The following is a 26301-nucleotide window of genomic DNA, read 5'->3' as shown; positions in this document are numbered from 1 at the left end:
CGACCGCTTCGCGGTCTCCTCAGGATGAGGGTTTAGCATCGCGCATAGCTTACGCCGTCGCCGCGATATCCGCAGACTGGATCCGCTTCACGCCCGCCTTGGCCATGTCGGCCCAGGCCTTGGCCAGCGAGCCCTGGGTGTCGATGCCACGGCAGGCGTCCTCCACCACATAGACTTCGAAGCCGGCCTTGCGCGCGTCGAGCGCGGTCCAGGCGACGCAAAAATCGGTCGCGAGGCCCGCGACGAAGACGCGCTTGATCTTGCGCGACTTCAGGTAGGCGGCAAGCCCCGTCGATGTCTTGCCGTCGGCCTCGAGGAAAGCCGAGTAGCTGTCGACGTCCTTGTGAAAGCCCTTGCGGATGATGAGCTCGGCCTGCGGGATCGACAGGTCCTTCGAGAGCGCGGCGCCGTCAGTGCCCTGCACGCAATGGTCGGGCCACAGCACCTGCTTGCCGTAGGGCAGGTCGATGGTCTCGAACGGCTTCTTGCCGGAATGAACGGAGGCGAACGACACGTGCCCCGGCGTGTGCCAGTCCTGCGTCATCACGATGTTGGCGAACGATTTTGCGATCTTGTTGATCACCGGCACCACCTGCTCGCCTTCCTTCACGGCAAGGCTGCCGCCGGGAAGGAAGCAGTTTTGCACGTCGATCACGAGCAGCGCGGAGGCATCGTCGGGCTTGATCGCCGTCGCTGCCCAGAGCTTGCTTGAAACGAGGCTCGCGAGAGCAACAGTCGAAACGCCCGCGAGTACTCTGCGCCGATCCAGCATCGTACGTCCTCCCTCCAGGATGAACCCAACGGAAGCAGAGGCTAGTTCCATTTGTGTACAAACAAAAGCCCGAAAATGCGGCCGGGTTTGGCTAGCGCTTGGGCCTCGGCCTCGTACTCGGTTCGCCTCTCCCGCGGGGGAGGGAGCGCCATTTCGCGCGTGAATTCACTTAGCCTTTGGGCTGGATGCCGTCGCGCACGGCGCGGAAGCGGGTGAAGGCCTCCGACCACTGGTCGCGCGGGGCGCTGGCGATGATGCGCAGTGACGTGCCGCCGCCGAAGCGGATCCACTGCACCACCGTGACCGCTGTCTTGTCCTTGCCGCTGACGCCGTCGAGGCGGGTTTCCATTGCCGGCTGGCCGTTGACGCGGATCTGCTCGGACATGGTGATCCTGGACTCGCGCATGCCGGGGATCTGCATCGCCGCTTCCTGCGCGAAACGGGCGCGGTCGTCCGGCTGCTGCGGCGTTGCGCCGATCAGGCCGATGATCATGTACGGCTTGGGCTCGAAGCCCGTGGTCTCGTCGCCGTCGGCCAACACGATGCTGGCGCCCGGCGACAGCGTGCGGACGTTCTTGAAGTCGGCGAGATCGGTGATCCTGAACGGCATCTGCGCGAGCTGCTCGTCGACCGGCACCTCCTTGCGCGTCACCGCGGTGGCGAACATCTGCCGAACCGCGTCGTCCGAGTAGATCTTGGTGGCGTTCTCGGGGATCTGCACGGCGACATAGCCGGAGAAGCCGGTGCCCGGCACGATCATCGAATAGCGCTTCACAGTTGCCGTGCCGGCCTTGCCGGTCTCGACAGTGTAATAGGCAAGGCCCGCCGGCGTATCGAGCTTGTCCGGCTTGATGCCGCCGGCGCCGCCGGGATTGGCCTTGAAGGCGTTGGCGACCTCGCCATAGGCGTCGGGCGGCAACTCGGTGACCAGCACCTTCACGCCTCCGTCGTCGCTCTCGAAGCCCGGAAAGGTCTTGGCCGGGGAGAGGCCGATCAAAGGCACCATGCCGACGCGCGCACCCGGCGCGAAAACGGCATCGGCCGCGAGGGCCGGAACGGCGGAAACAATGAGAAGGGCAAGCGCGGCGAGGGGGCGTATCAATTTCATGGCTAGTCTACTTGGTCCACATTGAGGCCGTTCGATGGTGGGGCGTCGGGCCCCTTTGTCGCGCGGGGCGCGGCCCTGGCGGTGCTGTCCGGCCGCCCGGTTTTGTCGCCCGGACTATTAACGGGTTTGGCTGCGCCGTAACAGGGTGGGGCACGATCGGACATGGCCGGGCGCTGAGGCTGGCCCTGAGGATTGAACCCGTTAATAAACCCTCACCGCGAGGGGTCTTTGAGGCCGGTATGATCTTCCAAAACCCAATGTTTTCGCGGCTGAAACTTGCGTTCGGTCCTTGCGGGCCCCTCCCCCCCTCCTATATGAGCCTCAACCATCGCAATATCGCGGATGTTTGATCTTAGGGGGTTTTGGATCGGGTGCCTTCTGGGCCCAACCAACCTGCCGCAATAAAGAAGGATATCAGGACCATGGGAAAGGTCATTGGGATCGACCTCGGCACCACGAACTCGTGCGTCGCCGTAATGGATGGCAAGAACGCCAAAGTCATCGAGAATTCCGAGGGCATGCGCACGACGCCTTCGATCGTCGCCGTCACGGACGACGGTGAGCGCCTCGTCGGCCAGCCTGCCAAGCGCCAGGCCGTCACCAATCCCGAGCGCACCTTCTTCGCAGTGAAGCGCCTCATCGGCCGCCGCTACGACGACCCGATGGTCGAGAAGGACAAGAAGCTCGTTCCGTACAAGATCGTGAAGGCTTCCAACGGCGACGCCTGGGTCGAGGCCGACGGCCAGACCTACTCGCCCTCGCAGGTCTCGGCGTTCATCTTGCAGAAGATGAAGGAGACCGCGGAAGCCCATCTCGGCCAGAAGGTCGAGCAGGCCGTCATCACCGTTCCCGCCTACTTCAACGACGCGCAGCGCCAGGCGACCAAAGACGCCGGCAAGATCGCGGGCCTCGAAGTGCTGCGCATCATCAACGAGCCGACCGCGGCTGCGCTTGCCTATGGCCTCGACAAGACCAAGGCCGGCACGATCGCCGTGTACGACCTCGGCGGCGGCACGTTCGATATTTCGATTCTCGAGATCGGCGACGGCGTGTTCGAGGTGAAGTCGACCAACGGCGACACCTTCCTCGGCGGCGAGGATTTCGACATGCGCCTCGTTGGCTATCTCGCCGACGAGTTCCAGAAGGAGCAGGGCATCAACCTGCGCAACGACAAGCTCGCTTTGCAGCGCCTGAAGGAAGCCGCTGAAAAGGCCAAGATCGAGCTGTCCTCAACGACGCAGACCGAGATCAACCTGCCGTTCATCACGGCGGACCAGACCGGGCCGAAGCATCTGACTATGAAGCTCACCCGCGCCAAGTTCGAGGCGCTGGTCGATGACCTCATCCAGAAGACCGTCGAGCCCTGCCGCAAGGCGCTGAAGGATGCCGGCGTGACCGCCGGTGAGATCGGCGAAGTGGTTCTGGTCGGCGGCATGTCGCGCATGCCGAAGGTCCAGGAAGTCGTGAAGCAGCTGTTCGGCAAGGAGCCGCACAAGGGCGTCAACCCCGACGAAGTCGTCGCGATCGGCGCTGCGATCCAGGCCGGCGTGCTCCAGGGCGACGTCAAGGACGTGCTGCTGCTCGACGTCACCCCGCTGTCGCTGGGCATCGAGACGCTGGGCGGCGTGTTCACCCGCATCATCGATCGCAACACCACGATCCCGACCAAGAAGAGCCAGGTGTTCTCGACCGCCGAGGACAACCAGAACGCGGTCACCATCCGCGTCTTCCAGGGCGAGCGTGAGATGGCGGCCGACAACAAGATGCTCGGCCAGTTCGACCTGATGGGCATTCCGCCGGCCCCGCGCGGCATGCCGCAGATCGAGGTGACCTTCGACATCGACGCCAACGGCATCGTCAACGTCTCGGCCAAGGACAAGGCGACCGGCAAGGAGCAGCAGATCCGCATCCAGGCCTCCGGTGGCCTGTCGGAAGCCGACATCGACAAGATGGTCAAGGACGCCGAGGCCAATGCCGCGGCCGACAAGCAGCGCCGCGAGGCGGTCGACGCCAAGAACCATGCCGACGCGCTGGTGCACTCCACCGAGAAGGCGCTGGCCGAGCACGGCTCGAAGGTCGCCGAGACCGAGCGCCGCGCCATCGAGGATGCCGTCAGCGACCTCAAGGAAGCGCTGAAGGGCAACGATGCCGAGGCGATCAAGGCCAAGACCAACACGCTGGCCCAGGCTTCGATGAAGCTCGGCGAAGCCATGTACAAGCAGCAGGCCGAGGCCGACGCCAAGAAGGATGCTGCCAAGGACGACGTCGTCGACGCGGAGTTCACCGAAGTCGACGACGACAAGAACAACAAGAAGTCCGCTTAAAGCCCGCGAGGGTCATGATGCGGATGGCTTGGACCCATAATGCGACGGCCTTCCTCCGACAGGGGGAGGCTTTCGCGCCGGGCCGAACGGGGCGCCTCCTCGTTACGATCGATCAACTCCCAGCCGCTCTTCTGAACGCTGCTTTGCAGTCCTCTGCCGCAAGGCGCGAGGGCGCTCGTATCGTCGCGTGGCGACGTTGTTTCACCCCGACGTGAACTGCGACTAGACCGGGTTCAACATGTCCACCAAGCGCTGCTATTACGAAACCCTCGAAGTCGAACGCGACGCCGACGATTCCATCCTGAAATCGTCCTTCCGCAAACTGGCGATGAAATTCCACCCCGACCGCAATCCCGGGGACGACAGCAGCGAAGTTCGCTTCAAGGAAATCAACGAGGCCTATGAGGTCTTGAAGGACAAGGACAAGCGCGCGGCCTACGACCGTTATGGCCACGCTGCCTTCGAGCAGGGCGGCGGCTTCGGCGGCGGTGGCGCCGGTTTCGGCGCGGGTTTCGCCTCGTCCTTCTCGGACATTTTCGAAGACCTGTTCGGCATGGCCGGACCGCGCGGCCGCGGCGGCCGCGAGCGTGGGGCGGACCTGCGCTACAACATGGAGATCACGCTCGAGGAAGCCTTTGGCGGCAAGACCGCGCAGATCGAGATCCCGGTCTCCGTCACCTGCGAATCCTGCTCGGGTACCGGCGCCAAGACCGGCACCAAGCCGAAGACCTGCTCGACCTGCGCCGGCGCGGGCCGCGTGCGGCAGTCGCAGGGCTTCTTCACGCTGGAGCGCACCTGCCCGGGCTGCCAGGGCCGCGGCCAGATGATCGAGGACGCCTGCCCGTCCTGCGCCGGGCAAGGTCGCGTCACGCGCGAGCGGACGCTGTCGGTCAATATTCCCCAGGGTGTCGAGGACGGCACGCGGATCAGGCTCGCCGGCGAAGGCGAGGCCGGGGTACGCGGCGGTCCGGCCGGCGACCTCTACATTTTCCTGTCGCTGTCCCAGCACCAGTTCTTCCAGCGCGACGGCGCCGACCTGCATTGCCGCGTGCCGATCTCGATGGTCACGGCGGCCCTTGGCGGCGAATTCGAGGTGCCGACCATCGACAAGGGCAAGTCCAAGGTGAAGATTCCGGCCGGAACCCAGTCCGGCCGCCGATTCCGCATTGCATCAAAAGGCATGCCGGTGCTGCGCTCGCGCCAGATGGGCGACATGTACGTCCAGGTCGCCGTCGAGACGCCGCAAAACCTCACCAAGAAGCAGCAGGAATTGCTGGCCGAGTTCGAAAAGCTCTCCTCCGGCGCGACACAGCCGGAATCCGCGGGCTTCTTCGCCAAGGTCAAGGATTTCTTCGGTAATCGGGCGAATTGACTCGGCTTGACCGTACCGTCCGCGGCCTATACGTCTTTATGACCATTTTCTGACACGCCGCGGCGACGCGGTCCCGTCCGGTCCTGACATGCCCATGCAATCGTCCGTGCGCGCGTTGAAGAAGCCCCGTCTCGACGACGAGGTACGCTTTCTCCGGTCGTGGATTGAAAAGCCGCTGCACATGGGTGCGGTGATGCCGTCGGGCCGCCTGCTCGCCCGCACCATGGCGCAATATGTCGATGTCGATTCGGACGCACCGGTGGTCGAGCTTGGGCCCGGCACCGGCGCCATCACCAGCGCGCTGGTCGAGCGCGGCATCGACCAGAAGCGCCTCGTCCTCGTCGAATACAATCCCGGCTTCTGCGCGCTGCTGCGCGACCGCTATCCGCAAGCCAAGGTGGTGCAGGGCGATGCCTACCGCCTGCGCGACACGCTCTGGAACGTGCTGGGTGGACCCGCCTCGGCCGTCGTCTCCGGCCTGCCGCTGGTCACCAAGCCGATGTTCACGCGCCTGCGGCTCATTCGCGATTCCTTTGCCGCGCTCGCGCCCGGCGCACCCTTCGTGCAATTCACCTATTCGGTGGTGCCGCCGATCCCGAAATCGCTGCCCGGCGTGTCCACAGAGGCCTCGGAACGGATCTGGATGAACCTTCCGCCGGCCCGCGTCTGGGTGTATCGCAAAGACTAATTCCGCCGGCTTTCGTCTTCGCGCGGCGGATCCTTTTCGCCGAACGCGTTTTTCTGGATGGCCGCACCCAAGATCCTGATCATACCCGGCTCGCTGCGCACCGGCTCGCACAATGCGAAGCTGGCGGCGGTCGCCGCCTATGAATTCGCCCAGGCCGGCGTCGACGTCACCCGCGTCTCGCTCGCCGACTTCCCGCTGCCGATCTACGACGAAGATCTGTACGTGAAATCCGGCGTGCCCAAGCACGCCGTGAACCTCAAGCGCATGATCGGTGCGCATCAGGGCATCTTGATCGTCACGCCCGAATACAACGCTTCCGTGCCGCCGCTGCTCAAGAATGCGATCGACTGGATCAGCCGCGTCCAGGACCCACACGAGAAGCGCGGCGAAGTGTTTCGCAACCGTGCGTTTGCGATCGCCGGCGCATCTCAGAGCAGGCTCGGTGGCAGCCGAGCACTCGCCGCGCTGCGGCTGATCCTGAGCTCCTGCCACGCCAATGTGATTGCCAGCCAGCTCGCGCTCGCCTTTGCCGACCAGGCCTATGACGATATGGACAGGCTGAAGAACGAGAGCGATATCGCCGGGTTGAAGGAGCTGGTGCGGCAACTGATCGACATTTCCCAACGCATGATGTGAGGTGACATGACGCAAGCCGAAATTGCCCCCCGCGACCGCCTGATCGTCGCGCTCGACCTGCCGAGCCCGGAACTGGCGGAGGCGATGATCGATCGGCTCGGCGACAGCGTCACCTTCTACAAGATCGGCTATCGGCTCACTTATGCAGGCGGCCTGCCGCTGGTCGGCAAGCTCGCGGATCGCGGCAAGAAAGTGTTTCTCGATCTCAAGCTGCACGACATCGGCAACACGGTGATGCAGGGTGTCCAGAGCATCAGCAAACTCGGCGCGACCTTCCTCACCGTGCATGCCTATCCGCAGACCATGAAGGCGGCGGTCGAAGGGCGCGGCGCGTCGGCCTTGAAGATTCTCGGCGTGACCGTGCTGACCTCCTACAATGACGATGATCTGCATGCGGCCGGCTACCGGCTCGGCGTCTCCGAGCTGGTCGAGGCGCGCGCGCAGCAGGCGCAGGTGCTTGGCGTCGACGGGCTCGTCTGCGCGCCCGAGGAAGCGGGTAGCTTGCGCAAGATCGTCGGCCACCAGATGAACCTCGTCACGCCCGGCATCCGCCCGGCAGGCTCGGCGACCGGCGACCAGAAGCGCATCATGACGCCGGGACGCGCGATTGCCGCTGGGGCCGACTATCTCGTGGTCGGACGTCCCATCGTCGAAGCTGCAGATCCCCGGGCGACTGCCGAGGCCATCCAGGCCGAGATCGCGCAAGCGCTCACCTGAACATCACAAGGAGAAGAAGAATGGCAGCAAAGGGCTACTGGATCGGGCGCGTCGACGTACACAATGACGAGGGCTACAAGCCCTATGCGGCGGCCAATCTCGCGATCTTCAAGAAGTTCGGCGGACGCTACGCCGTGCGTGGCGGCAAGCTCACCAGCGTCGAGGGCCAGAGCCGCGCACGCAACGTCGTGATCGAATTTCCCGACTACGAGACCGCGCTCGCCTGCTACAACTCGCCGGAATACCAGGCCAACATCAAGGTGCGCCAGCCGCATTCGATCGCCGACCTCATCGTCATCGAGGGCTACGACGGCCCGCAGCCGTAAGGCTCGCTTCAACCCGCGGCGTCATTCCGGGATGGTCCGAAGGACCAGATCTCCGAGCGCAATTGCGCTTCGGGGAATCTCGAGATTCCGGGTTCGCCCTTCGGGCGCCCCGGAATGACAGGTGCCTGTGCCCCCTCGGTTGCCGGAACAGCATCCCCCCGCTACAACGGGCCCCGAAGAGGATCACACCATGTCCGAGATGCGCTTGATTGTTGCTGGAGCCGGCGGCCGGATGGGCCGGGCGTTGACGCGTGCGATTTCCGAGACCGAAGGTGCGGTGCTGGCCGGCGCGCTGGAAGCGCCCGGCTCGGAACTTTTGGGCAAGGATGCCGGCGTGCTCGCAGGGCTTCCGGCCAATGGCGTGCAAGTGTCGGCCGATCTCTGGGCGATGTCGGCAGAGGCCGACGGCATTCTCGACTTCACCGTGCCGGCCGCGACCATTGCCAATGTCGCGATCGCCGCGCAGCGCGGGCTCGTTCATGTCATCGGTACGACCGGCCTCTCGGCGTCGGACGACGCGGTGATCAAGAGCGTCACCAACCGCGCCGTCGTCGTCAAATCCGGCAATATGAGCCTCGGCGTCAATCTGCTCACCGCGCTGGTCAAGCGCGTGGCGCAGTCGCTTGGCGACACTTTTGATATCGAGATCGTCGAAACGCATCACCGTGCCAAGATCGATGCGCCCTCGGGCACGGCACTGATGTTGGGCGAAGCCGCAGCCAGCGGCCGCGGCATTTCGCTCGGGGATCATTCGGCCCGTGGCCGCGACGGCATCACAGGCGCGCGTCGCACCGGCGACATCGGCTTTGCCTCCTTGCGCGGCGGCACCGCGGCCGGCGATCACAGCGTGAGCTTCCTCGGCCCGTTCGAGCGGTTGACGCTGTCGCATCACGCCGAGGACCGCATGCTGTTCGCCCATGGCGCGCTGAAGGCGGCGCTGTGGGCCCATGGCAAGAAGCCGGGCCTCTACTCGATGGCCGACGTGCTCGGTCTCGGCGATACCTGATCAATCGAACGCAACGAACGGAAAGCAGGAATGAGCGAACGTCTTCTCGTGCTCGTGCGCCACGGCCAGAGCGAATGGAATCTGAAGAACCTGTTCACGGGGTGGAAGGATCCCGATCTCACCGAGCAGGGCGTGGCGGAAGCCAAGGAGGCCGGCCGCAAGCTGAAGGCGAAGGGCCTCGTCTTCGACGTCGCCTTCACCTCGGTGCTGACGCGCGCCCAGCACACGCTCGATCTCATTCTCACCGAGCTTGGCCAGACCGGCCTGCCCACGTCGAAGGATCTCGCGCTGAACGAGCGCGACTATGGCGATCTCTCCGGCCTCAACAAGGATGACGCACGCAAGAAATGGGGCGAGGAGCAGGTCCACGTCTGGCGCCGTTCCTACGACGTACCGCCGCCCGGCGGCGAAAGCCTGAAGGACACGCTCGCGCGCGCGCTGCCCTATTACGTGCAGGAGATCTTGCCGGGCGTGCTCAACGGCAAGCGCACGCTGGTCGCCGCCCACGGCAATTCGCTGCGCGCGCTGATCATGGTGCTGGAAAAGCTCTCGCCCGAAGGCATTTTGAAGCGCGAGCTGGCGACAGGTGTGCCGATCATCTACCGGCTGAATGCGGATTCGACGGTGGCGTCGAAGCTGGATCTGGCGAGCTAGTAAATTGAGGCGTCATTCCGGGGCGATCGAAGGGCGAACCCGGAATCTCGAGATTCCGGGTTCGATGCTGCGCATCGCCCCGGAATGACGGAGTAGGTGGCAAGCTATTGCACCCCGAGCTGCCCCGCTTCCCAGCCCAGCATCGCCTGCTTGCGGGTGACGCCCCAGTGATAGCCGGTGAGCTTGCCATCCTTGCCGAGCGCGCGGTGGCAGGGCACGACGAAGGAGACGGGGTTCTTGCCGACCGCGGCGCCGACGGCGCGTGAAGCCTTCGGGCTGTTGATCTTGCAGGCGATGTCCGAATAGGACACCGCGCGTCCCATCGGGATCTTCAACAGCGTCTCCCACACCCGCACCTCGAAGTCGGTGCCGATCATGACGACGCGCAGCGGCTGGTCCGGCCGCCACAGCTTTGTGTCGAAGATGCGCTGGGCGAGCGGCGCGGTGCCTTCATGATCCTCGACGTAAGTTGCCTTCGGCCAACGCCGCGTCATGTCGACGAGTGCGGTCTGCTCCTCGCCGGGATCAGCGAAGGCAAGTCCCGACAATCCGCGACTGGTCGCGATCACGATCGCGGTGCCGAACGGACATGGATGGAAACCGTAGCGCAAGGTCAGGCCCGCGCCGCCGTTCTTCCATTCGCCCGGTGACATCGCTTCGTGGGTGACGAAGAGATCGTGCAGCCGTCCCGGGCCCGAGAGACCCGAGTCGAGCGCAGCGTCGAGGATGCTCGCGGAATCGCGCAGCAGGTGCTTGGCATGGTCGAGCGTCAGCGCCTGCATGAAGGCCTTTGGCGTGATCGACGCCCAGCGGCGGAACAGGTGGTGCAGCTCATCCGGCGTGACGCCGGCCGCATCCGCCATCGCCTCGATGGTCGGTTGCGCGCGCCAGTTCTCCGAGATGAAGGCGATCGCGCGGCGCACGGAATCATAGTCCCGCAGCGCGGCATTCTGGGAGCCCGGCCTGGCCAGGCGCCGGTCATGTATGGCGAGTGTCATCATGACTGGAAATGTAGGACGAGCAGGCGCTCCAAACCACCCGATTTCTGACAGGGTTCAGGTGACCGGATTGTAGGTCGGGCCGCGCTTGGCGGCGTTCAGGGCGTCCAATAAAGCTTTGGAAAAGCTGGCCTTTTCATCGGGTCCCAAAAAGGTGCCGACCGACAGGCGGCGGCCGCGCGAGACCAGATAGACCCGCTCGATGCCGAACTCCTCGTCCGCTTCGAGATCGAGCTTCACCCAGAGCGGATTGAACACCCATTCGGCGACATGGCCGCGATGGCTGATCCGCCGCACGCGCAATTCGGAGACCGTGACCACGATCTCCTCGCTCGCCCGCGCGGTGCGGAAATTGACCTTGAAGGCCCACCAGATCACCAGCACGTCGAGACCGAAAAAGCCGAGCACCGGCCAGGCGCCCATCATCAGGAAGGCGATCCCGGTGACAAAGCTGACGACGCTCAGGAAAAGCATCACGACGAGAAAGCCGGTGCGGTTCAGCGAGCGATGCGGCGTCAGCAGCGCAGAGAAGATCTGCACCTCGCTCGCGCGCTCAAATTCGTTGCCTGTGCTCATGGCCTGTCAGTATATCCCGGTCATGGCAAAAATCACCCGCAAGGCGGCCGTCCGCAAATCCTCCGTGCCGAAGAAGAAGGCAAAGGCGAAAGCCGCCAAGCCCGCGCGGGCCGCAAAGACATCGCTCAAGGCCATAAAACCCAAGACGGTCAAGCCCAAGACAATAAAACCCTGGACACCGGCCGAGATCCACGAGGTCTTTTCCCGCTTCCGCAAGGCCAATCCGGCGCCGAAGGGGGAACTCGAGCATCTCAATCCCTTTACGCTGCTCGTTGCCGTCGTGCTGTCGGCCCAGGCCACGGACGCCGGTGTCAACAAGGCAACGCGCGAATTGTTTCAGGTCGCGGACACCCCGCAAAAGATGCTCGATCTCGGTGAGGAGCGCTTGCGCGACTACATCAAGACCGTCGGCCTCTATCGCACCAAGGCGAAGAACGTGATCGCGTTGTCGGCCAAGCTGTTGACCGATTTCGGCGGCGAGGTGCCGCGCACGCGCGCGGAGATCGAGTCGCTGCCGGGTGCCGGGCGCAAGACCGCCAATGTCGTGCTCAACATGGCCTTCGGCGAGCACACGATGGCGGTCGACACGCACGTCTTTCGCGTCGGCAACCGCACCGGCCTCGCGCCCGGCAAGACGCCGCTCGAGGTCGAGCTCGGTCTCGAAAAGGTGATCCCGGCCGAGTTCATGCTGCATGCCCATCATTGGCTGATCCTGCACGGCCGCTATACTTGCCTCTCGCGCAAGCCGCGCTGTGAGGTATGCCTGATCAACGATCTCTGCCGATGGCCGGAGAAGACGGTCTGAGGCAAAGTTTCTCCGTCATTCCGGGCTCGATGCTCCGGGCCGCGCTTCGCGGTCCCGTCGCATCGTCCCGGAATGACGATGATAGGAATTGTGTTCGCGACATGATTTCGGGGTGGTGCCGTGAGTCAACAAGAACAAGTCGGTTCGCCGCCGCCTGCCGCTCCCCTCGTCGCTTCCAGGCCGACGCAACGACCGGCTCCGAGCCTGTGGAGCCGGCTCGCCATTCCGCTGTTTGCCGTCATCGTCGCGCTCGGCTTCGTCGCGTTGGCGACCCTGCGTTTCGACGAATGGGTCGGCAGCGCGGCAATCCAGACCACCAATGATGCCTATGTCCGTGCCGAGCTGACGCGGCTTGCGAGTCGGGTGACGGGCGAGGTGCTCAACGTTGCGGTCACCGATTTCCAGCGCGTGCACGCCGGCGATCTCCTGATCCAGATCGATCCCGCCGATTATCAGGCGCAGGTCGCACAGGCCGAAGCGAACGTTGCTGCCGCGCAGGCTGCGCTGGACAATCTGAGCAATCAGGTCGAGCTGCAATATGCGACGATCGCGCAGGCCGAGGCGGCGCGGCTCTCCGCCGAAGCGCTGGAGGTCGAGGCGCGGCAGGAGCAGCAGCGCCAGCAATCGCTGTCGCAGACCGAGGCCGGTACGCGGCAGCGGCTGGAGCAGGCGGTCGCATCGCTCGCGAAGGCGCAGGCCGACGTGCGTGCAAGCCGCGCCGTGATCGCCGCGCAGCGCCACCAGCTCGAAGTCCTGCAAGGAACCAAGAAGCAGCGCGCCGCCGACCTCGAAGCGGCCAAGGCGACGCTTGCAAGCGCCAGGCTCAAGCTCGGCTACACCAGGATCACAGCGCCGTTCGACGGCGTCGTCGGCGAGCGCCAGGTGCAGCCCGGCGACTACGTCAATATCGGCACCAACCTCATCAACGTCGTGCCGCTGCCCAAAGTCTATGTGATCGCGAACTACAAGGAGACCCAGCTCACGCATGTGCAGCCGGGCCAGCCGGTTGACATCACTATCGACAGCTTCCCGCGCCAGCGCCTGCGCGGCCGCGTCGAGCGCATCGCGCCGGCGACCGGCTCGCAAGTGGCGCTGCTGCCGCCGGATAACGCGACCGGCAATTTCACCAAGGTCGTGCAGCGCGTTCCCGTGCGTATCCAGCTCGACGACAACCAGCCGCTCGTCGAGCGCCTCCTGCCGGGAATGTCCGTCGTCACCAGCATCCACACCGACGGTGCAGGGACGAATGGCGGCAAATGACGGTGCCGATCGCGGACCTCTCTCGCGCGGCGGCATCGCGCCACGACCGGTCTTCGCTGTCGGGGCCGTGCTGCTCGGTTCGTTCCTTGCCAATTTCGACAGCCGGCTGACCACGGTTGGCCTGCCTGATCTGCGCGGTGCGTTCTCGCTCGGCTTCGACGAGGGAGCCTGGCTCTCCACCGCCGGCATCGGCTCGCAGATCTTCATCGCGCCCGCGGTGGCCTGGCTGGCGACGGTGTTTGGCCTGCGTCGCGTGCTCGGTATCCCGAGCCTCGTCTACGCCGTCATCTCCTTCATCATTCCCTTCGTTCACGATTTTCCGGCGCTGATCGCCCTCAGCATCGTGCATGGCCTGCTGCTCGGCACCTTCGTGCCGGCGACGTTGATGATCGTGTTCCGCAACCTGCCGATCCGCTGGTGGCTGCCGGCGATTGCGATCTACGCGATCCGCGTCGGCTTTGCGCTGGATACCTCGACCTCGCTGGTCGGCTTTTATGTCGACCATCTTGGCTGGCAATGGCTGTACTGGCAGGGCGTCGTCATCGCGCCGCTGATGGGCCTGATGGTCTATCAGGGCACGCCGAGCGAGCCGGTCAATCACGACCTGCTGCGCCATGCCGATTGGGGCGGCATGGTGCTGCTCGGTGCCTCCGTGTCGATGATCTATGCCGGCCTCGACCAGGGCAACCGGCTGGACTGGCTGGAGTCGGGCACGGTGATGGCGCTGATCACCGGCGGAGCCGTCCTGTTCGTCGGCTTCCTCATCAACGAGTCGCTGGTCCGCCAGCCCTGGGCGCATGTCAACGTGCTGTTCTCGCGCAATGTCGGAATGTCGCTGATCTTGATCCTGCTCTATACGCTGACCAGCCTCTCCAACTCGTCGCTGGTGCCGAATTTCCTTGCCACCATCGGCCTGCTCAGGCCCGAACAGAGCGGCCTGTTGCTGCTCACCTATGGCGCGCTACCGATGTTCGTGCTGGTGCCGCTCTCGATCTGGCTGCTGCGGCATTTCGATACGCGGACGGTGGTGGTCGTGGGATTTGCCTGCTTTGCCGCGGCCAATCTCTGGGGCACCCAGCTCACCCACGAGTGGGCGCGCGCGGATTTCGTCGGCATCGTGCTGCTGCAGGCGATCGGACAGTCGCTGACCCTGTTGCCGCTCATCATCACGCTGCTGTCGAACTCCGACCCGAGCCGCGCGACAGCTTTTGCGGCCTATATCCAGATCATGCGGCTTGGCGGCGCCGAGGTCGGCGTTGCACTGATGGGAACATGGCTGCGGGTCCGCGAGCAGATCCATTCCAACTATCTCGGCCAGTACATTGCAACCGGGGACGTGGACGTGGTCAGGATGCTGAAGCAGCTTGCTGGCCGCTTCGCCGCCCATGGCTTGGGCGCGGCGCAGGCCCGCGCGGTCGGCACGCTCGCGGGCTTCGTGCAGCGCGAGGCCAATGTGCTCGCCTATATCGACGGCTTCTGGCTGTGCTTCTGGCTCGCGATCACAGCGCTCGGCTGCGTCGCACTGCTCACCCGCGCGCCGCCCGGACCGTTCACGCCGGCGCCGTTCGGTTTGGCCAAGTCGGTGCTGCGCAAGTGCGGAGTGGCGGTGACGTAGAGTGTCCGGATCTTGATCGGGTCGATCTAGAGCATGATCCGGAAAAGTGTGCAGCGGTTTTCCCTCGCGACAAACGCGGAACGCGTTTGCGCGGAGATCATGCTCAAACAATAACCTGAAGCGCGATGACGATTCATCCCAATCCCATCGCGCTTTAGGCGGCGTGCGGATCAGGCGATACTTCTGTCCTCCATCATCCGGCGTTTGACAGTTTCGCAAGTCTTGCGGACATCCTCCGTAAACAGCGCGCATTCTTCGATGCGCTTGAAAATCCTCTTGGCTTCCTCGCGATATGAGGCCGCGGTATCTCGCATGAAGGCAATCGTCGTGTGCACCTCGGCGGTCATCGCCTCGCATTTTTTCGCCGCGCTGATCAACTCGGTTCCCATAGCCTCGATCTCTTTGGCCGCGGCCTCATAGTCGCGCACGACGGCCTCGGCAGTGAGCTGGCCTACACGCGAAACCCCATCTCGATGCTCGACGTAGTCAGGCAATGGCTCGGATAGAGCCGGTGGGACAACCCAGCCGGGCGACCCGGGCAAAGCCGCCGTGACATCTGCTTCAAGCTTGGCCAGATCTACTGCCTTGTTTCTCGGAAATCTTTCGATGTTCGCCATGGATCAATTCTCCTACTGGACTCTAACCCTTTAGGAAATGGAGCCAATGCGCGAGAGATTCCTGACAACAGTCGCAGGCCCCGCTATTCCGCGGGACCCCCCGCCGGAATGGCGAGCTGATTGAGAATCCTGATTCGTGGCGAAAGATTCACGAAACTGCGGCGATGGTCCATCGTGAGGACGTCCTCCCCGGACGCCCACTTTCAGGCTCTCGATCGCAGGAGCACCCCAACCTCCGCCGCAAAGCGGGAGAGGGAGCGATCTCCTTGGCGGTCCGCAACCGGACTCAGGCGATCGGTCTAATCGTCGTCAGCGCATATACCGTGCCGGCTCGATCAGCTCCGGTCGCCGGCCCGACAGGCGTTTGTGCATGTGGACCATGAAGGCCATGCCGAAGATCGGCGTCGCCAGGTTGACGATCGGGATCGACACGAAGGCGGCGATGATCAGGCCGGCGGCGAAGATGGTTGCCGCATTGTCGCGCCGCATCGCCTTGGCTTCCTCCGGCGGGCGGAAGCGCATGGCGGCAAGCTCGAAATATTCGCGGCCCAGAAGCCATGCGGTGGCGATGAAGAAGATCAGGAAGCCGGCGCCCGCCAGGAACACGAAGGGCAGCACGATCAGATAGACCAGGATGGTCAGCAGCGCCGTCTTGACGCCCTCATGGATGGCCATCGTGAACGGCAGCGCGACGCCGGGGCGCTCGGCCGGATAGTGCTCGCGCTCGACATGATCGGCGACGTCGTCGACGAACAGGCTCGCCACCAGCGAGGTGATCGCGGGCATCAGGAGGATTCCGCCGAAGACGACGCCAAGGCCGGCCGCGATCGAGACGATCCAGGACAGCACCTCGAGGGCGGAGTGCCAGCCGGGGCCGAGCAGCCCCTCGAGCCAGACCTCGCCATAGGTGGCAAACCAGCTGAGCAGACGCTGCAAGCCGACCGCCAGCACGGTGATCAGCACGAGCGCGACGCCGATCGAGCGCCACAGGATCGAGCGCATCGGCGGCGAGATGATCTGCGACAGCGCCTTGACGGCGGCATCAAGCATCGGGGTACCTCTCACGAGAATTCACTCGCGAGAGGTAGACATGCCGGCCGCTTTCGGCAAGGGAGGCTGACCTGCCGCTGCGTGCGGCCTATTCTTCGGCCGCGATGCTGGCCCAGCAGGTGATTGCGCTACAGACCGAGCTCCAGCGGCCAAAACCCTTGTAGATCTGGGCCGCGACCTGCTCCTGCTGCTTCAGCGTGCCCTCGGCCTTGATCTGAGGGTCGGAGACGTTGCGGATCGCAAGCCAGCGCGGCGCCTTCGCGCCCATGTCCTTGGCGACGAGCCCGAGGATCGCATCGCCCATCTCGGAGACGTCACCGAGGCCCTGGAGATGGAAATGATCGTCCGAGGTGTCGAAGCCGAAGAAATCGGTGGTGACCACGGACGAGCTCAATCCGCTCGGCTTCACCACGAAGATTTTTGGCGGCCGCGTATTGTCCTTCGGCAGTTGCCCGGCATTGGCCTTGAACAGCGCCTTGGCCTCTGCAAAACGCGTCGTCTTCGCCGACTTGCTCGAAAAATGCTCTTGCGCGAACGGCTGCTTCTTGAACTTCGACAGGCAGTCGAAGCGAACGATCGGGCTGACGATGACGTCGCCAACCTCGACCTGCTTGCCGATGCCGCCGGCGGTTCCCGTGGTGATGACGAGCGAGGGCTGCACCTCCTGGATGATCTGGCGCCAGACGTCGATGTTCGGCAATTGCGGGCCGTCCTGCGACATGTGCGAATCGGACTTGAAGATCACGACCTTCTTCTTGCCGATCGTGGTGGTCCAGTAGGTGCCGAGCCGCTTCAGCTCCATGGCCGGGCAGCCGTTCCGCATCTTCTTGGAGATGGTCGTGAAATTGTGCTTGTAGGGCAGGTAGTCGTTGCGGGAGTCCTTGCCCGGCGTCAGCACGCGGCTGAGCGCATGGCCCTCGTCGACGGTCCAGGTCACCACCAGCACGTCGGCGCGCGGCAACGGGCTGTTGCCGTTGCCCCTCGGCTTCGGCCCGGTCTGCGGCGCGAGCCCCTTCGGCCAGGGAATGTCGGTGAAGCGCGACAGCCCGGTCGCGGTCGAGAAGGCCATGAACTCGCGGCCCGCAGGCGATTCCGAATCGAAATCGATGATCTCGCGCTGAAAATCTTCCGGAGAAACTTTTGCGGACCGTTTCACCGCTGCGTCCGCCAGGCGCTTGACAGTATAGGTCTCGCGCGGCGGCGGCGTCGTGATCGGATCGAAACCAAGATTTCTCTGAACCCATTTGCGGTCAGCCAGCATCGCTCAACTCCTGCGCCAATTGATTTTGAGAGTATCTTCCATTGGTCGGCCAAGCACGCCGACGGTTGCAATTTTAAATTGAGTTCGCTGACATCGATTGGTCCGAGCCACTGACCAATTCTGTTCCGGATTGAGATGTCGATGTTTTGATCGGTATAACAAAGGTATTTCTGAAAAAAGATCGTCAAATATCTGAACCAATTTCGACCTCAGATTACACCTATAGTTGAATACCGGCAATCGCCCTTCCAATCACAAACGGAGGAAGTCAGTGGCGCTGGCGAACAGCGCGCGGAAGTTGCCGAAGGGGGCCAAGCTGGTTGGCGCGGCCGATCCCAAGCAGGAGATCGAGATCAGCGTCCGCCTGCGCGCCAAGCGCTCCGACGATGACACCGTGATGGCGCTGGGTGCGCAATTGCCGCGTGAACGGCAATATCTTTCCCGCAGCGAATTTGCCGAGCAGATGGGTGCCGATCCCGCTGATGTCGCCAAGATCGACAATTTTGCCCATCACCACGATCTCAACGTCAAGAGCGTGCATCTGGCCTCGCGCACAGTGAAGCTGACCGGCACGGTGAAGGCGCTGAGCGCGGCCTTCGGCGTCAAGCTCAACAAGGTCAAGCATGAGGGCGGGACCTACCGGATGCGCAAGGGCAGCGTGCAGATCCCGGCCGAGCTCGAGGGGATCGTCATTGGCGTGCACGGGCTCGACAATCGCCCGGTCGCGCGTCCGCACTTCCGGCACAAGCGGATCGGACGGGCGGCGATCGCGCGCGCGGCGCAGAGCCGCAGCTTCTCGGTCGAGCAGATCGCCCAGCTCTACAACTTTCCAGACGGCGAGACCGGCGCCGGCCAGTGCATCGCCATCATCGAGCTCAACGACATCGACCAGAAGGGCAAGCCGACAGGAGCCGGTTACAAGACATCGGACCTGAAGACATTCTTCAAGAAGGCGGGAATCCCGATGCCGCAGATCGCGCCGACGAGCGTCGACGGCGGAGCCAACAAACCCGGCCATTCCGAAGCCGACGGCGAGGTCGTGCTCGACATCGAGGTGGCCGGCGCGATCGCGCCCGGCGCCAAGATCGTGGTCTATTTTGCGCCCAACACCACCAACGGCTTCATCGATGCGGTGAAGGCTGCAGTCCACGACAGCGTGCGAAAACCCTCGGTGATCTCGATCAGCTGGGGTGGCCCGGAAGATCCGGAGAACTCGCAACAGTTCCTCGACGGTCTCAATGAGGCGATCCGCGACGCGGCCGCAATGGGCGTCACCGTCTGTGTCGCCTCCGGTGATAACGGGTCGGCTGACATGGGCGAAGGTTGGGACGGCAAGCCGCATGCTGACTTCCCGGCGTCGAGCCCGTTTGCGCTGGCCTGCGGCGGCACCAATCTCACGGCGCCGAACGGCCACATCCAGGAAGTGGTCTGGAACGGCGGGCCGGAGGATGGAGCGGGCGGCGGCGGCGTCAGCATCGTGTTCGCCCAGCCAAAGTACCAGGCCAACGCCCATGTCCCGAAATCGCCGGCACATCACAGCGGGCGCGGCGTGCCCGATATCGCGGGCGACGCCGATCCGGCCACCGGCTATCAGATCTTCCTCAATGGCGCCGGCGCCACGATCGGCGGCACCAGCGCAGTGGCGCCGCTGATGGCGGGGTTGATCGCGCGGATCAATGAAGCCACGACCAAGAAGTTCGGCAAGACGGTCGGTTTCATCAATCCGCTGATCTACGCAGCCGGCGCGCAAGGCGCGTTTCGCGACATCACCAGCGGCAACAACGACATCACCGGTCAGTTGCACGGCATGTACAAGGCCGGCCCCGGCTGGGATGCCTGTTCCGGGCTCGGCGTTCCCAACGGCACCAAGTTGCAGGATCTGCTGGCGGCGTGATTCGCGCGTGCTTCTCCCTCTCCCCGTTCTTACGGGGAGAGGTTGGGGTGAGGGGCTGCATCCGCGATCACGGAGAGAGTGAGACGCGCCGAGTGCGCCTCCTTTCCGGGGCGTGGCGTCGGTCACGCCGCATCGGCCGGCTTGCCGATGCATCCGAGCTGTGCGAATAAGCTGATATGACCGACCCGATGACCCCTTTCATCTGCACCTGGTGGCGCTCCTTCTGAAGGAGCGGCGCGTCGTCATGTCTTTCATTCGACCATCGCCGCCGTGTTCGGCATGGTCGTGATCCCAGGAACCCACTGTCGAAGCGCGGCGGCTCCAATCCCGGAGACGTCAATGCTTTCCCCTGCGCAAGACAAGCCGACCATCAAGCCGATCATCCTGACCGGTGATCGCCCTACCGGCCCGCTGCATCTCGGGCACTATGCGGGCTCGCTGCGAAACCGCGTCGCGCTGCAGCGGTCGCACCGGCAATACGTCCTCATCGCCGATCATCAGGCGCTGACCGACAACTTCGACGATCCCGACAAGGTGAAGCGCAACGTCATCGAGGTGGCGCTGGATTATCTCGCCGTCGGCATCGATCCCTCCGAGACGACGATCTGTCTGCAATCGGCACTGCCGGCGCTGGCGGAGCTGTCATTGCTTTATCTGAACTTCGTCACCGTGGCGCGGCTTGAGCGCAACCCGACAGTCAAGGCGGAAATCCAGATGCGCGGCTTCGAGCGCGACATCCCGGCCGGTTTCCTCTGCTATCCCGTCGCGCAAGCTGCCGATATCACCGCGTTCAGGGCGAGCGTCGTTCCCGTGGGCGAGGATCAGGCGCCGATGATCGAGCAGACCAACGAGATCGTGCGGCGGATCAACCGCCAGGTCGGACGAAGACTATTGCCGGAAGCCGAAGCGATGATCCCGGCCACGGGGCGGCTTCCCGGCATCGACGGCCGGGCGAAGATGAGCAAGTCGCTGGGCAACAGCATCGCCCTGTCGGCGTCGCCGGGTGAGATTCGCGAGGCCGTGCGCAAAATGTACACCGACCCCCGACATGTCAGGGCCAGCGACCCCGGACAGGTCGAGGGCAATGTCGTCTTCACCTATCTCGATGCATTCGCCGAGGATCAGGCCGAGGTGGAGGAGCTCAAGGCGCGCTATCGGGCAGGGGGCCTCGGCGACGTCAAGGTCAAGAAACGCCTGGAAGATATCTTGCAAGCCTTGCTCGCGCCGGTCCGGGAACGCCGACACCGGCTCGCGCGGGATCAATCCCATGTACTGGCAGAGCTACGCAAAGGAACCGAGCGCGCGAAAGAGGTCACGCAGGCGACGCTCGACGAGGTCAAGGCAGGCTTGGGGTTGTTTTCGTTTTGAAGCTGTGCCGAGGCGGATGACGCTCTCTTCCCTCCTCCCCCTTGTGGAAGAAGGTGGCGCGAAGCGCCGGATGTTATGTCATGCTGCCCGGCATGAAGCATCGGATGTCGATCCTCAGCACAGACGGCTCTGCATAAGACCTTATATAAACCGGCCAGACCATCGCCCGGCCAACCTGGTTCGGTTCTTTGATCACCGCATCGTCCGGGACGTCCCACCATTCACCTCCTGTACGGACGCGATAGTGGTCGTTCTTGCTTTCCCAATCGACCTCCGACAACGCTTTCCCGTCAGCGTCGGAGCAACAAAGCCCTTTACCTGACCTGAGCTTCTCGAACCAACCTTTGAGGGGAGAGTTTGCATAGCGGCCATCGACATCGCCGGCGACCGCTTTGTGAAGTGCTGAAACAGGGCCAGCGAGAATGAGTACAACGACCGACGTGGCAAGGATCGTCCTGTCTCGTGGGGCAATCATTGCGTGGATCTTTTTTTCGAGGGCTGAGCGGACGACCCCGGCTACAGGTGAGGATGACCGGGGCCGCCGACGATCCTCAGCTACAGTGCCTGAAAGGCGCCCCCCAAGGATCACGACTGATGCTTAGAAAAGAATCAAAAAGCGGTCTTGTGATTGCGCGCCAACATTTTTGCTTCTTGCGCCTCGCTTCGAGATACGAGCATTCAGTCACGCGCTTCGCGAAAGAGACCCCTCACGCCTTCCCACAAGGAGAGAGGGTGCACCGTGCGTGCGGCGAAGGCTACGTCACCCATGCTTGTGCGCGTGCTTGCGCGGCTTTGTTTGCTTGCCTTCACCCGTCGGGATCATCACCACGCGGCCGTAGCGCACGCCGCGTTCGGCGATGATGTGGTCGGCGAAATGCTTGACCTCGTCGGCTGATCCCCTGAGCGCCGTCATCTCCATGCAATTGTCGTCGTCGAGATGGACGTGCAGCGTTGCGAGCGCGAGATCGTGATGGCCATGGAATTCCTGTACCAGGCGCTTGGAGAGATCGCGCGCCGCGTGGTCGTAGACATAGACGAGGCCTGCAACGCAGGGACCCGTCTGCGCGGTGTCCTCCGCCGTCTGCTGCAACCCCGCCCTGGCGAGGTCGCGGATGATCTCCGATCGGTTCTGGTAGCCGCGCGCCTGCGCCGCCGCATCGATCTCCGCCAGCAAATCGTCCTCGATCGTGATCGTAATCCGCTGCATTGACGGCTCCCCAGCGTGCCGCGCGACCTCGCGCGGTTTGGAAGCCGTTTTACACGGATTTCGCAGGCGTCACAGCCGTGTTGCGCGAAGCCGCAGCGCGTTGCCGACGACGCTGACCGACGACAGCGCCATCGCGGCGGCCGCGATGATCGGCGACAGCAGGATGCCGAAGGCCGGATAGAGGATGCCGGCCGCGATGGGGATGCCGGCCGCGTTGTAGATGAAGGCGAAGAACAGGTTTTGCCGGATGTTGCGCATCGTCGCCTGCGACAGTTTTCGCGCGCGAACGATTCCCGTGAGGTCACCTTTGAGCAGCGTGACGCCGGCGCTTTCCATGGCCACGTCCGTGCCCGTGCCCATGGCGATGCCGACCTCGGCCGCCGCCAGCGCCGGCGCGTCGTTGACGCCGTCGCCGGCCATCGCGACGCTGCGGCCCGACGTCTGAAGCCTGGTCACGACCGCGCTCTTCTGATCCGGCAGCACCTCGGCTTCGACGTCGGTAATGCCGAGTCGGTGCGCGACGGCCTCTGCCGTGGTGCGGTTGTCACCGGTCAGCATGATCACCTTGATGCCCTCGGCGGCGAGATCCTTCAACGCCTGCGGGGTCGACGCCTTGACCGGATCGGCGATCGCGAACAGCCCGGCCAGCGTGCCGTCGACCGCCATGTTGATGACGGTGGCGCCGTCCTGGCGCAGCCGCTCTGCTTCCGCAGCGAGCGGCGTCGTGTCGATGCCTTCAGTGGCAAGATATTTTGCGTTGCCGAGCACGATGGTCGTACCGTCGACCTTGCCGGTCGCACCCTTGCCGGTCGGCGAATCGAACTCGTCGACCTGACCGATGCTGAGCTGTTTCTCCTTCGCCGCACGCAAAATCGCATCGGCCAGCGGGTGCTCGCTGGCGCGCTCGACGCTGGCGGCAAGGCGCAGGATCTCATCCTCGGCGAGACCTTCGGCCGGGACGATGGCGACGACCTTCGGCTTGCCCTCGGTCAGCGTTCCCGTCTTGTCGACCACGAGCGTGTCGATCTTTTCCATCCGCTCGAGCGCCTCGGCGTTCTTGATCAAAACGCCTGCCTGCGCGCCGCGGCCGACGCCGACCATGATCGACATCGGGGTTGCAAGGCCAAGTGCGCAGGGACAGGCGATGATGAGCACACTTACGGCGGCGACCAGGCCAAAGGCGAGGCGTGGCTCCGGGCCGAACCAGGCCCATGCGGCGAAGGCGATGATGGCGACGGCGATCACCGTCGGCACGAACCAGCCGGCGACCTGGTCGGCTAGGCGCTGGATCGGCGCGCGCGAGCGCTGGGCGTCGGCGACCATCTGCACGATCTGCGACAGCAGCGTCTCGCGCCCGACCTTTTCGGCCCGCATGATGAAGCTGCCGGATTGGTTCAGCGTGCCGGCAATGACCTTGGCGCCGGTCTCCTTGGTGACCGGCATCGATTCGCCGGTGACGAGGGATTCATCGAGCGAGGAACGCCCTTCAAGCAAAATGCCGTCGACCGGCACCTTCTCGCCGGGGCGGACACGCAAGCGGTCGCCGGCATGCAGCGTATCGATCTCGACCTCGTGCTCGCTGCCATCGGACTCGACGCGCCGCGCGGTCTTCGGAGCGAGCTGGAGCAGCGCCTTGATCGCGCCTGACGTTGCATCGCGGGCGCGCAGCTCGAGGACCTGGCCGAGCAGCACCAGCACGGTGATGACAGCGGCCGCCTCGAAATAGACTGCGACCGCACCCTCATGACCCCTGAAGGTCGCGGGAAAGATTTGCGGCGCCAGCGTGCCGAACAGGCTGTAGACGTAAGCGACGCCCGTGCCCATCGCGATCAGCGTGAACATGTTGAGGTTGCGCGTGACGAGCGATTGCCAGCCGCGCACGAAGAACGGCCAGCCGGCCCACAGCACGACGGGCGTGGCGAATACGAGCTGGATCCAGTTCGAGAGCGTCGGATCGATCCAGTTGTGCGGGCCCGCTAGATGGCCCCCCATCTCCAGCACCACCGGTGGCAATGCCAGCGCGCCGCCGATCCAGAACCGCCGCGTCATGTCGGCGAGCTCGGGGTTGGGGCCGGTGTCGAGGCTCGCCACCTCCGGCTCCAGCGCCATGCCGCAGATCGGGCAGCTGCCGGGGCCGACCTGGCGGATCTCCGGATGCATCGGGCAGGTGTAGATCGTGCCTGCGGGCATCTCTGGCTCGCTCGACTCTTCCGTTCCCGTGGCGAGATATCTGGCGGGATCGGCCGCGAATTTGGCGCGACAGCCGGCGGAGCAGAAGTGAAAAGTCTCGCCGTGATGTTCGAAGCGGTGCTTCGACGTCGCGGGATCGACCATCATGCCGCAGACGGGATCGCGGACCTTGTCGCCGGGCGCAGCGTGATGGTGATGGGCATGGCCGGCATGATCGCCATGGCCGCCGCAGCAGGATGATGCCGCGGGCTTTTCCGCGGGCGGGGCAGCCTTGGCGGAACAGCCGCATCCGGAGTGCTTTGCGGTCGCGTCGACCTGCTTGTGTTCGGCTTCGTTCATTCCAGCGCTCCGGCCTTGGCCCAGGTGCTTGCAACCCATACCCGGTAGGGGTATATAGACGTCATGCGCAAGGACATCAAGGCATCCGTCGGCAAACGCCTCGGCCGGATCGAAGGGCAGGTCCGCGGCCTCTCCAAGATGGTCGACGAGGACCGCTACTGCATCGACATCGTGACGCAGATCTCTGCGGTGCGCGCCGCGCTGCGCCGCGTCGAGGAGGAGATCCTGAAAGACCACGTCGCGCACTGCGTCGAGCACGCGATCTCGAGCGGCAACAAGACGGATCAGCGGGAAAAGATCGCGGAGTTGATGGCGGTGATCAGCCGCGCGGAACGGTGAGTTTCACACTCGCCGTCGTTGCAGAAGCGCCCGGTATCTCCCCACGTCGTCCTGGCGAAAGCCAGGACCCATACCGCGGAATCTATCGATTGTGTGCGGTCGGAGTCTCGAACGACGTGTCTTCGCCAAACTACTTCCAGGGGTAATGGGTCCTGGCTTTCGCCAGGACGACGTCGGGGTTGGCATCTACGCCGCGAAATCGCACGCCCGCGCACTGCGGCGGGGGTGGTACATGGCGATGCTCTTCAAAAACGGAAAGCGTTCCTTGACTGGAACGCGCGCGGCGGTATCGGCCTTGGCCGCACTCACTTCTTGAGCCGGAACTTCAGCCGGCGCTTCTTCGTCAAGCGCTTCAGGAACGAGCGGCGGCGAACGGAGCGTTTCTGGAAACACACTGAAAGTGCCCGCCACCTCCTCGAGCGGCTTCTGCTTGTCGGCCCAGTGCAAGGCCGTGTAGTCGAAGCCGTGCACGATGGTGGGTTTGACGACCTCGAAATAGGGCGAGATGTCGAAGTCGCGGGGCATGTAGAGCGAGGAATCGCGGATGTGCAGGATCTCGCGGCGCGCCTGCCGGCTGCCGGCCTTGGTGATCTTGGGCAGGATCGGATAGCGCACGGCGTCGAAGGCCTGCGCGATCAGCGCCGAGCAGATGATCTTGGTGGGATCGCCGGAGCCGATAGCGATCATGCGTCGCCGCCAGCGCTGCGGAATCGGCAGCGGGAACAGATAGCGCATCAGGTCCAGGATGTTCTTGGTGTCGTAGCCGAAGCCGATGCGGTTGATGGCGTAGCGGCAGACGGTGGTCCGGTCCTCGTAGGACAGTCCCACCGGACGGCACAGCCTTGTATGATACGGAAAATATTTCGACAGCGGCGCGGAGGTGACGCCTTCCCCGATATTGGCCTCGATCAGCACATGCGGTTCGCCGTCGGGCTCGGCGGTCCCGTCAACCGGACCGACATAGAGGGCTGCGTGCGACCAGGTCGACTGCGTGAGATATTTGATGATGCCGGAGATGCGGTTGTTGCCCTCGACCAGCAGCACGTCGCCGGGCTGGATGACGCCGCGAAGATGCTCGGGATCGCTCGGCGTGAACGGCTCGTAGCCCGGCACCTCCTTGGAGAGGTACGCGGAAATCAACTTGCCGACTGAGTCTAGGACGGTCCCCATTGCGAGCTC

At 64.2% G+C, this 26301-nt stretch carries 25 protein-coding genes; 14 read left to right on the top strand and 11 right to left on the bottom strand.

Annotated features, from left to right (window positions below; translation table 11 throughout):
• Positions 1-49: 49 nt before the first annotated feature.
• Positions 50-772: a bifunctional nicotinamidase/pyrazinamidase gene (gene pncA, locus Q2941_RS03625; protein WP_027525145.1), complete on the bottom strand. Its 723-nt coding sequence runs from the start codon at positions 770-772 to the stop codon at positions 50-52.
• A 169-nt stretch (positions 773-941) separates the two neighbouring features.
• Positions 942-1880 carry a hypothetical protein gene (locus Q2941_RS03620; RefSeq protein WP_027525146.1) on the bottom strand — a complete coding sequence of 313 codons (939 nt, stop codon included), beginning with the start codon at positions 1878-1880 and terminating at the stop codon, positions 942-944.
• Between the two features lie 422 nt (positions 1881-2302).
• Here Q2941_RS03620 and dnaK point away from each other — a divergent pair, with 422 nt between their 5' ends.
• From dnaK to Q2941_RS03580, 8 genes are all read left to right on the top strand, one after another.
• The gene (gene dnaK / locus Q2941_RS03615; RefSeq protein WP_027525147.1) at positions 2303-4204 is read left to right on the top strand and encodes a molecular chaperone DnaK; all 1902 of its coding nucleotides are present in this window, start codon (positions 2303-2305) and stop codon (positions 4202-4204) included.
• Between the two features lie 238 nt (positions 4205-4442).
• Positions 4443-5576 carry a molecular chaperone DnaJ gene (gene dnaJ / locus Q2941_RS03610; RefSeq protein ID WP_458191673.1) on the top strand — a complete coding sequence of 378 codons (1134 nt, stop codon included), beginning with the start codon at positions 4443-4445 and terminating at the stop codon, positions 5574-5576.
• An 88-nt stretch (positions 5577-5664) separates the two neighbouring features.
• The gene (locus tag Q2941_RS03605; RefSeq protein ID WP_027525149.1) at positions 5665-6264 is read left to right on the top strand and encodes a class I SAM-dependent methyltransferase; all 600 of its coding nucleotides are present in this window, start codon (positions 5665-5667) and stop codon (positions 6262-6264) included.
• 57 nt (positions 6265-6321) lie between these two features.
• Positions 6322-6900 (top strand): NADPH-dependent FMN reductase, encoded by a 579-nt coding sequence (locus Q2941_RS03600; protein WP_027525150.1) that lies wholly within the window; start codon positions 6322-6324, stop codon positions 6898-6900.
• A 6-nt stretch (positions 6901-6906) separates the two neighbouring features.
• Positions 6907-7617: an orotidine-5'-phosphate decarboxylase gene (gene pyrF, locus Q2941_RS03595; protein WP_027525151.1), complete on the top strand. Its 711-nt coding sequence runs from the start codon at positions 6907-6909 to the stop codon at positions 7615-7617.
• A gap of 20 nt (positions 7618-7637) precedes the next feature.
• A complete protein-coding gene (locus Q2941_RS03590) occupies positions 7638-7943 on the top strand; it encodes a DUF1330 domain-containing protein (protein WP_035663427.1) in 306 nt (101 codons plus the stop codon).
• Between the two features lie 190 nt (positions 7944-8133).
• Positions 8134-8949 (top strand): 4-hydroxy-tetrahydrodipicolinate reductase, encoded by an 816-nt coding sequence (gene dapB / locus Q2941_RS03585; protein ID WP_254109714.1) that lies wholly within the window; start codon positions 8134-8136, stop codon positions 8947-8949.
• A 30-nt stretch (positions 8950-8979) separates the two neighbouring features.
• A complete protein-coding gene (locus Q2941_RS03580; RefSeq protein WP_027525154.1) occupies positions 8980-9603 on the top strand; it encodes a 2,3-bisphosphoglycerate-dependent phosphoglycerate mutase in 624 nt (207 codons plus the stop codon).
• A gap of 104 nt (positions 9604-9707) precedes the next feature.
• Here Q2941_RS03580 and Q2941_RS03575 read toward each other — a convergent pair whose 3' ends face one another.
• Complete coding sequence (locus Q2941_RS03575; RefSeq protein ID WP_458191672.1) at positions 9708-10604, bottom strand: methylated-DNA--[protein]-cysteine S-methyltransferase; 897 nt, start codon at positions 10602-10604, stop codon at positions 9708-9710.
• A gap of 54 nt (positions 10605-10658) precedes the next feature.
• Entirely contained in the window at positions 10659-11177 is a 519-nt protein-coding gene (locus Q2941_RS03570) for a DUF2244 domain-containing protein (protein ID WP_254109718.1), read from the bottom strand.
• Positions 11178-11199: 22 nt separating this feature from the next.
• Between Q2941_RS03570 and nth the strand changes: the two genes are divergently transcribed.
• The 3 genes from nth to Q2941_RS03555 all read left to right on the top strand — a co-directional run bounded on the left by nth (position 11200) and on the right by Q2941_RS03555 (position 14857).
• Positions 11200-11982: an endonuclease III gene (gene nth / locus Q2941_RS03565; protein WP_458191671.1), complete on the top strand. Its 783-nt coding sequence runs from the start codon at positions 11200-11202 to the stop codon at positions 11980-11982.
• A 120-nt stretch (positions 11983-12102) separates the two neighbouring features.
• Complete coding sequence (locus Q2941_RS03560; protein WP_458191670.1) at positions 12103-13242, top strand: HlyD family secretion protein; 1140 nt, start codon at positions 12103-12105, stop codon at positions 13240-13242.
• Complete coding sequence (locus tag Q2941_RS03555) at positions 13229-14857, top strand: MFS transporter (RefSeq protein ID WP_458191669.1); 1629 nt, start codon at positions 13229-13231, stop codon at positions 14855-14857. Before Q2941_RS03560 ends, Q2941_RS03555 begins: the two co-directional genes overlap by 14 nt.
• Positions 14858-15027: 170 nt before the next feature.
• On the opposite strand, the gene Q2941_RS03550 is transcribed toward Q2941_RS03555, so the two are convergent.
• The 3 genes from Q2941_RS03550 to Q2941_RS03540 all read right to left on the bottom strand — a co-directional run bounded on the left by Q2941_RS03550 (position 15028) and on the right by Q2941_RS03540 (position 17785).
• The gene (locus Q2941_RS03550) at positions 15028-15474 is read right to left on the bottom strand and encodes a hypothetical protein (protein ID WP_063621741.1); all 447 of its coding nucleotides are present in this window, start codon (positions 15472-15474) and stop codon (positions 15028-15030) included.
• A 309-nt stretch (positions 15475-15783) separates the two neighbouring features.
• Positions 15784-16524, bottom strand: a complete 741-nt coding sequence (locus Q2941_RS03545; RefSeq protein ID WP_254109726.1) for a sulfate transporter family protein — start codon at positions 16522-16524, stop codon at positions 15784-15786.
• Between the two features lie 88 nt (positions 16525-16612).
• On the bottom strand, positions 16613-17785 hold the full coding sequence (locus Q2941_RS03540) for a phosphorylase family protein (protein ID WP_027525161.1): 1173 nt from the start codon (positions 17783-17785) through the stop codon (positions 16613-16615).
• 271 nt (positions 17786-18056) lie between these two features.
• Here Q2941_RS03540 and Q2941_RS03535 point away from each other — a divergent pair, with 271 nt between their 5' ends.
• Both Q2941_RS03535 and trpS read left to right on the top strand, forming a co-directional pair.
• Positions 18057-19679, top strand: coding sequence for a S53 family peptidase (locus Q2941_RS03535; protein ID WP_458191668.1), 1623 nt, complete (start codon positions 18057-18059; stop codon positions 19677-19679).
• Between the two features lie 339 nt (positions 19680-20018).
• The gene (trpS, locus tag Q2941_RS03530) at positions 20019-21047 is read left to right on the top strand and encodes a tryptophan--tRNA ligase (protein WP_458191667.1); all 1029 of its coding nucleotides are present in this window, start codon (positions 20019-20021) and stop codon (positions 21045-21047) included.
• Positions 21048-21120: 73 nt separating this feature from the next.
• On the opposite strand, the gene Q2941_RS03525 is transcribed toward trpS, so the two are convergent.
• The 3 genes from Q2941_RS03525 to Q2941_RS03515 all read right to left on the bottom strand — a co-directional run bounded on the left by Q2941_RS03525 (position 21121) and on the right by Q2941_RS03515 (position 24783).
• Entirely contained in the window at positions 21121-21522 is a 402-nt protein-coding gene (locus Q2941_RS03525; protein WP_458191666.1) for a hypothetical protein, read from the bottom strand.
• A gap of 285 nt (positions 21523-21807) precedes the next feature.
• On the bottom strand, positions 21808-22254 hold the full coding sequence (gene nikR / locus Q2941_RS03520) for a nickel-responsive transcriptional regulator NikR (RefSeq protein ID WP_027525164.1): 447 nt from the start codon (positions 22252-22254) through the stop codon (positions 21808-21810).
• 69 nt (positions 22255-22323) lie between these two features.
• Positions 22324-24783: a heavy metal translocating P-type ATPase gene (locus Q2941_RS03515; RefSeq protein ID WP_458191665.1), complete on the bottom strand. Its 2460-nt coding sequence runs from the start codon at positions 24781-24783 to the stop codon at positions 22324-22326.
• Between the two features lie 63 nt (positions 24784-24846).
• Between Q2941_RS03515 and Q2941_RS03510 the strand changes: the two genes are divergently transcribed.
• Complete coding sequence (locus Q2941_RS03510; protein WP_027525166.1) at positions 24847-25122, top strand: metal-sensitive transcriptional regulator; 276 nt, start codon at positions 24847-24849, stop codon at positions 25120-25122.
• Between the two features lie 186 nt (positions 25123-25308).
• Here the strand turns inward: Q2941_RS03510 and Q2941_RS03505 are convergent, their stop codons facing one another.
• On the bottom strand, positions 25309-26292 hold the full coding sequence (locus Q2941_RS03505; protein WP_458191664.1) for a YiiX/YebB-like N1pC/P60 family cysteine hydrolase: 984 nt from the start codon (positions 26290-26292) through the stop codon (positions 25309-25311).
• Positions 26293-26301 lie beyond the last annotated feature (9 nt).

The sequence above is a fragment of the Bradyrhizobium sp. UFLA05-153 genome, from assembly GCF_054185185.1.
Note: the sequence above shows the minus strand (reverse complement) of the source record. Positions and strands in the feature narration are given on the sequence as shown.

Excerpts from the sequence above, each read along its gene's own strand:
- Q2941_RS03550 (WP_063621741.1), bottom strand. The coding sequence starts at position 15,474 with ATGGCGAACATCGAAAGATTTCCGAGAAACAAGGCAGTAGATCTGGCC.
- Q2941_RS03605 (WP_027525149.1), top strand. The coding sequence starts at position 5,665 with ATGCCCATGCAATCGTCCGTGCGCGCGTTGAAGAAGCCCCGTCTCGAC.
- Q2941_RS03525 (WP_458191666.1), bottom strand. The coding sequence starts at position 21,522 with ATGATTGCCCCACGAGACAGGACGATCCTTGCCACGTCGGTCGTTGTA.
- dnaK (WP_027525147.1), top strand. The coding sequence starts at position 2,303 with ATGGGAAAGGTCATTGGGATCGACCTCGGCACCACGAACTCGTGCGTC.
- Q2941_RS03590 (WP_035663427.1), top strand. The coding sequence starts at position 7,638 with ATGGCAGCAAAGGGCTACTGGATCGGGCGCGTCGACGTACACAATGAC.
- Q2941_RS03540 (WP_027525161.1), bottom strand. The coding sequence starts at position 17,785 with ATGCTGGCTGACCGCAAATGGGTTCAGAGAAATCTTGGTTTCGATCCG.
- Q2941_RS03555 (WP_458191669.1), top strand. The coding sequence starts at position 13,229 with ATGGCGGCAAATGACGGTGCCGATCGCGGACCTCTCTCGCGCGGCGGC.
- nth (WP_458191671.1), top strand. The coding sequence starts at position 11,200 with ATGGCAAAAATCACCCGCAAGGCGGCCGTCCGCAAATCCTCCGTGCCG.
- Q2941_RS03620 (WP_027525146.1), bottom strand. The coding sequence starts at position 1,880 with ATGAAATTGATACGCCCCCTCGCCGCGCTTGCCCTTCTCATTGTTTCC.
- dapB (WP_254109714.1), top strand. The coding sequence starts at position 8,134 with ATGTCCGAGATGCGCTTGATTGTTGCTGGAGCCGGCGGCCGGATGGGC.
- Q2941_RS03545 (WP_254109726.1), bottom strand. The coding sequence starts at position 16,524 with ATGCTTGATGCCGCCGTCAAGGCGCTGTCGCAGATCATCTCGCCGCCG.
- Q2941_RS03600 (WP_027525150.1), top strand. The coding sequence starts at position 6,322 with ATGGCCGCACCCAAGATCCTGATCATACCCGGCTCGCTGCGCACCGGC.
- Q2941_RS03580 (WP_027525154.1), top strand. The coding sequence starts at position 8,980 with ATGAGCGAACGTCTTCTCGTGCTCGTGCGCCACGGCCAGAGCGAATGG.
- Q2941_RS03575 (WP_458191672.1), bottom strand. The coding sequence starts at position 10,604 with ATGATGACACTCGCCATACATGACCGGCGCCTGGCCAGGCCGGGCTCC.
- Q2941_RS03510 (WP_027525166.1), top strand. The coding sequence starts at position 24,847 with ATGCGCAAGGACATCAAGGCATCCGTCGGCAAACGCCTCGGCCGGATC.
- trpS (WP_458191667.1), top strand. The coding sequence starts at position 20,019 with ATGCTTTCCCCTGCGCAAGACAAGCCGACCATCAAGCCGATCATCCTG.
- dnaJ (WP_458191673.1), top strand. The coding sequence starts at position 4,443 with ATGTCCACCAAGCGCTGCTATTACGAAACCCTCGAAGTCGAACGCGAC.
- Q2941_RS03505 (WP_458191664.1), bottom strand. The coding sequence starts at position 26,292 with ATGGGGACCGTCCTAGACTCAGTCGGCAAGTTGATTTCCGCGTACCTC.
- Q2941_RS03570 (WP_254109718.1), bottom strand. The coding sequence starts at position 11,177 with ATGAGCACAGGCAACGAATTTGAGCGCGCGAGCGAGGTGCAGATCTTC.
- Q2941_RS03515 (WP_458191665.1), bottom strand. The coding sequence starts at position 24,783 with ATGAACGAAGCCGAACACAAGCAGGTCGACGCGACCGCAAAGCACTCC.
- pyrF (WP_027525151.1), top strand. The coding sequence starts at position 6,907 with ATGACGCAAGCCGAAATTGCCCCCCGCGACCGCCTGATCGTCGCGCTC.
- nikR (WP_027525164.1), bottom strand. The coding sequence starts at position 22,254 with ATGCAGCGGATTACGATCACGATCGAGGACGATTTGCTGGCGGAGATC.
- pncA (WP_027525145.1), bottom strand. The coding sequence starts at position 772 with ATGCTGGATCGGCGCAGAGTACTCGCGGGCGTTTCGACTGTTGCTCTC.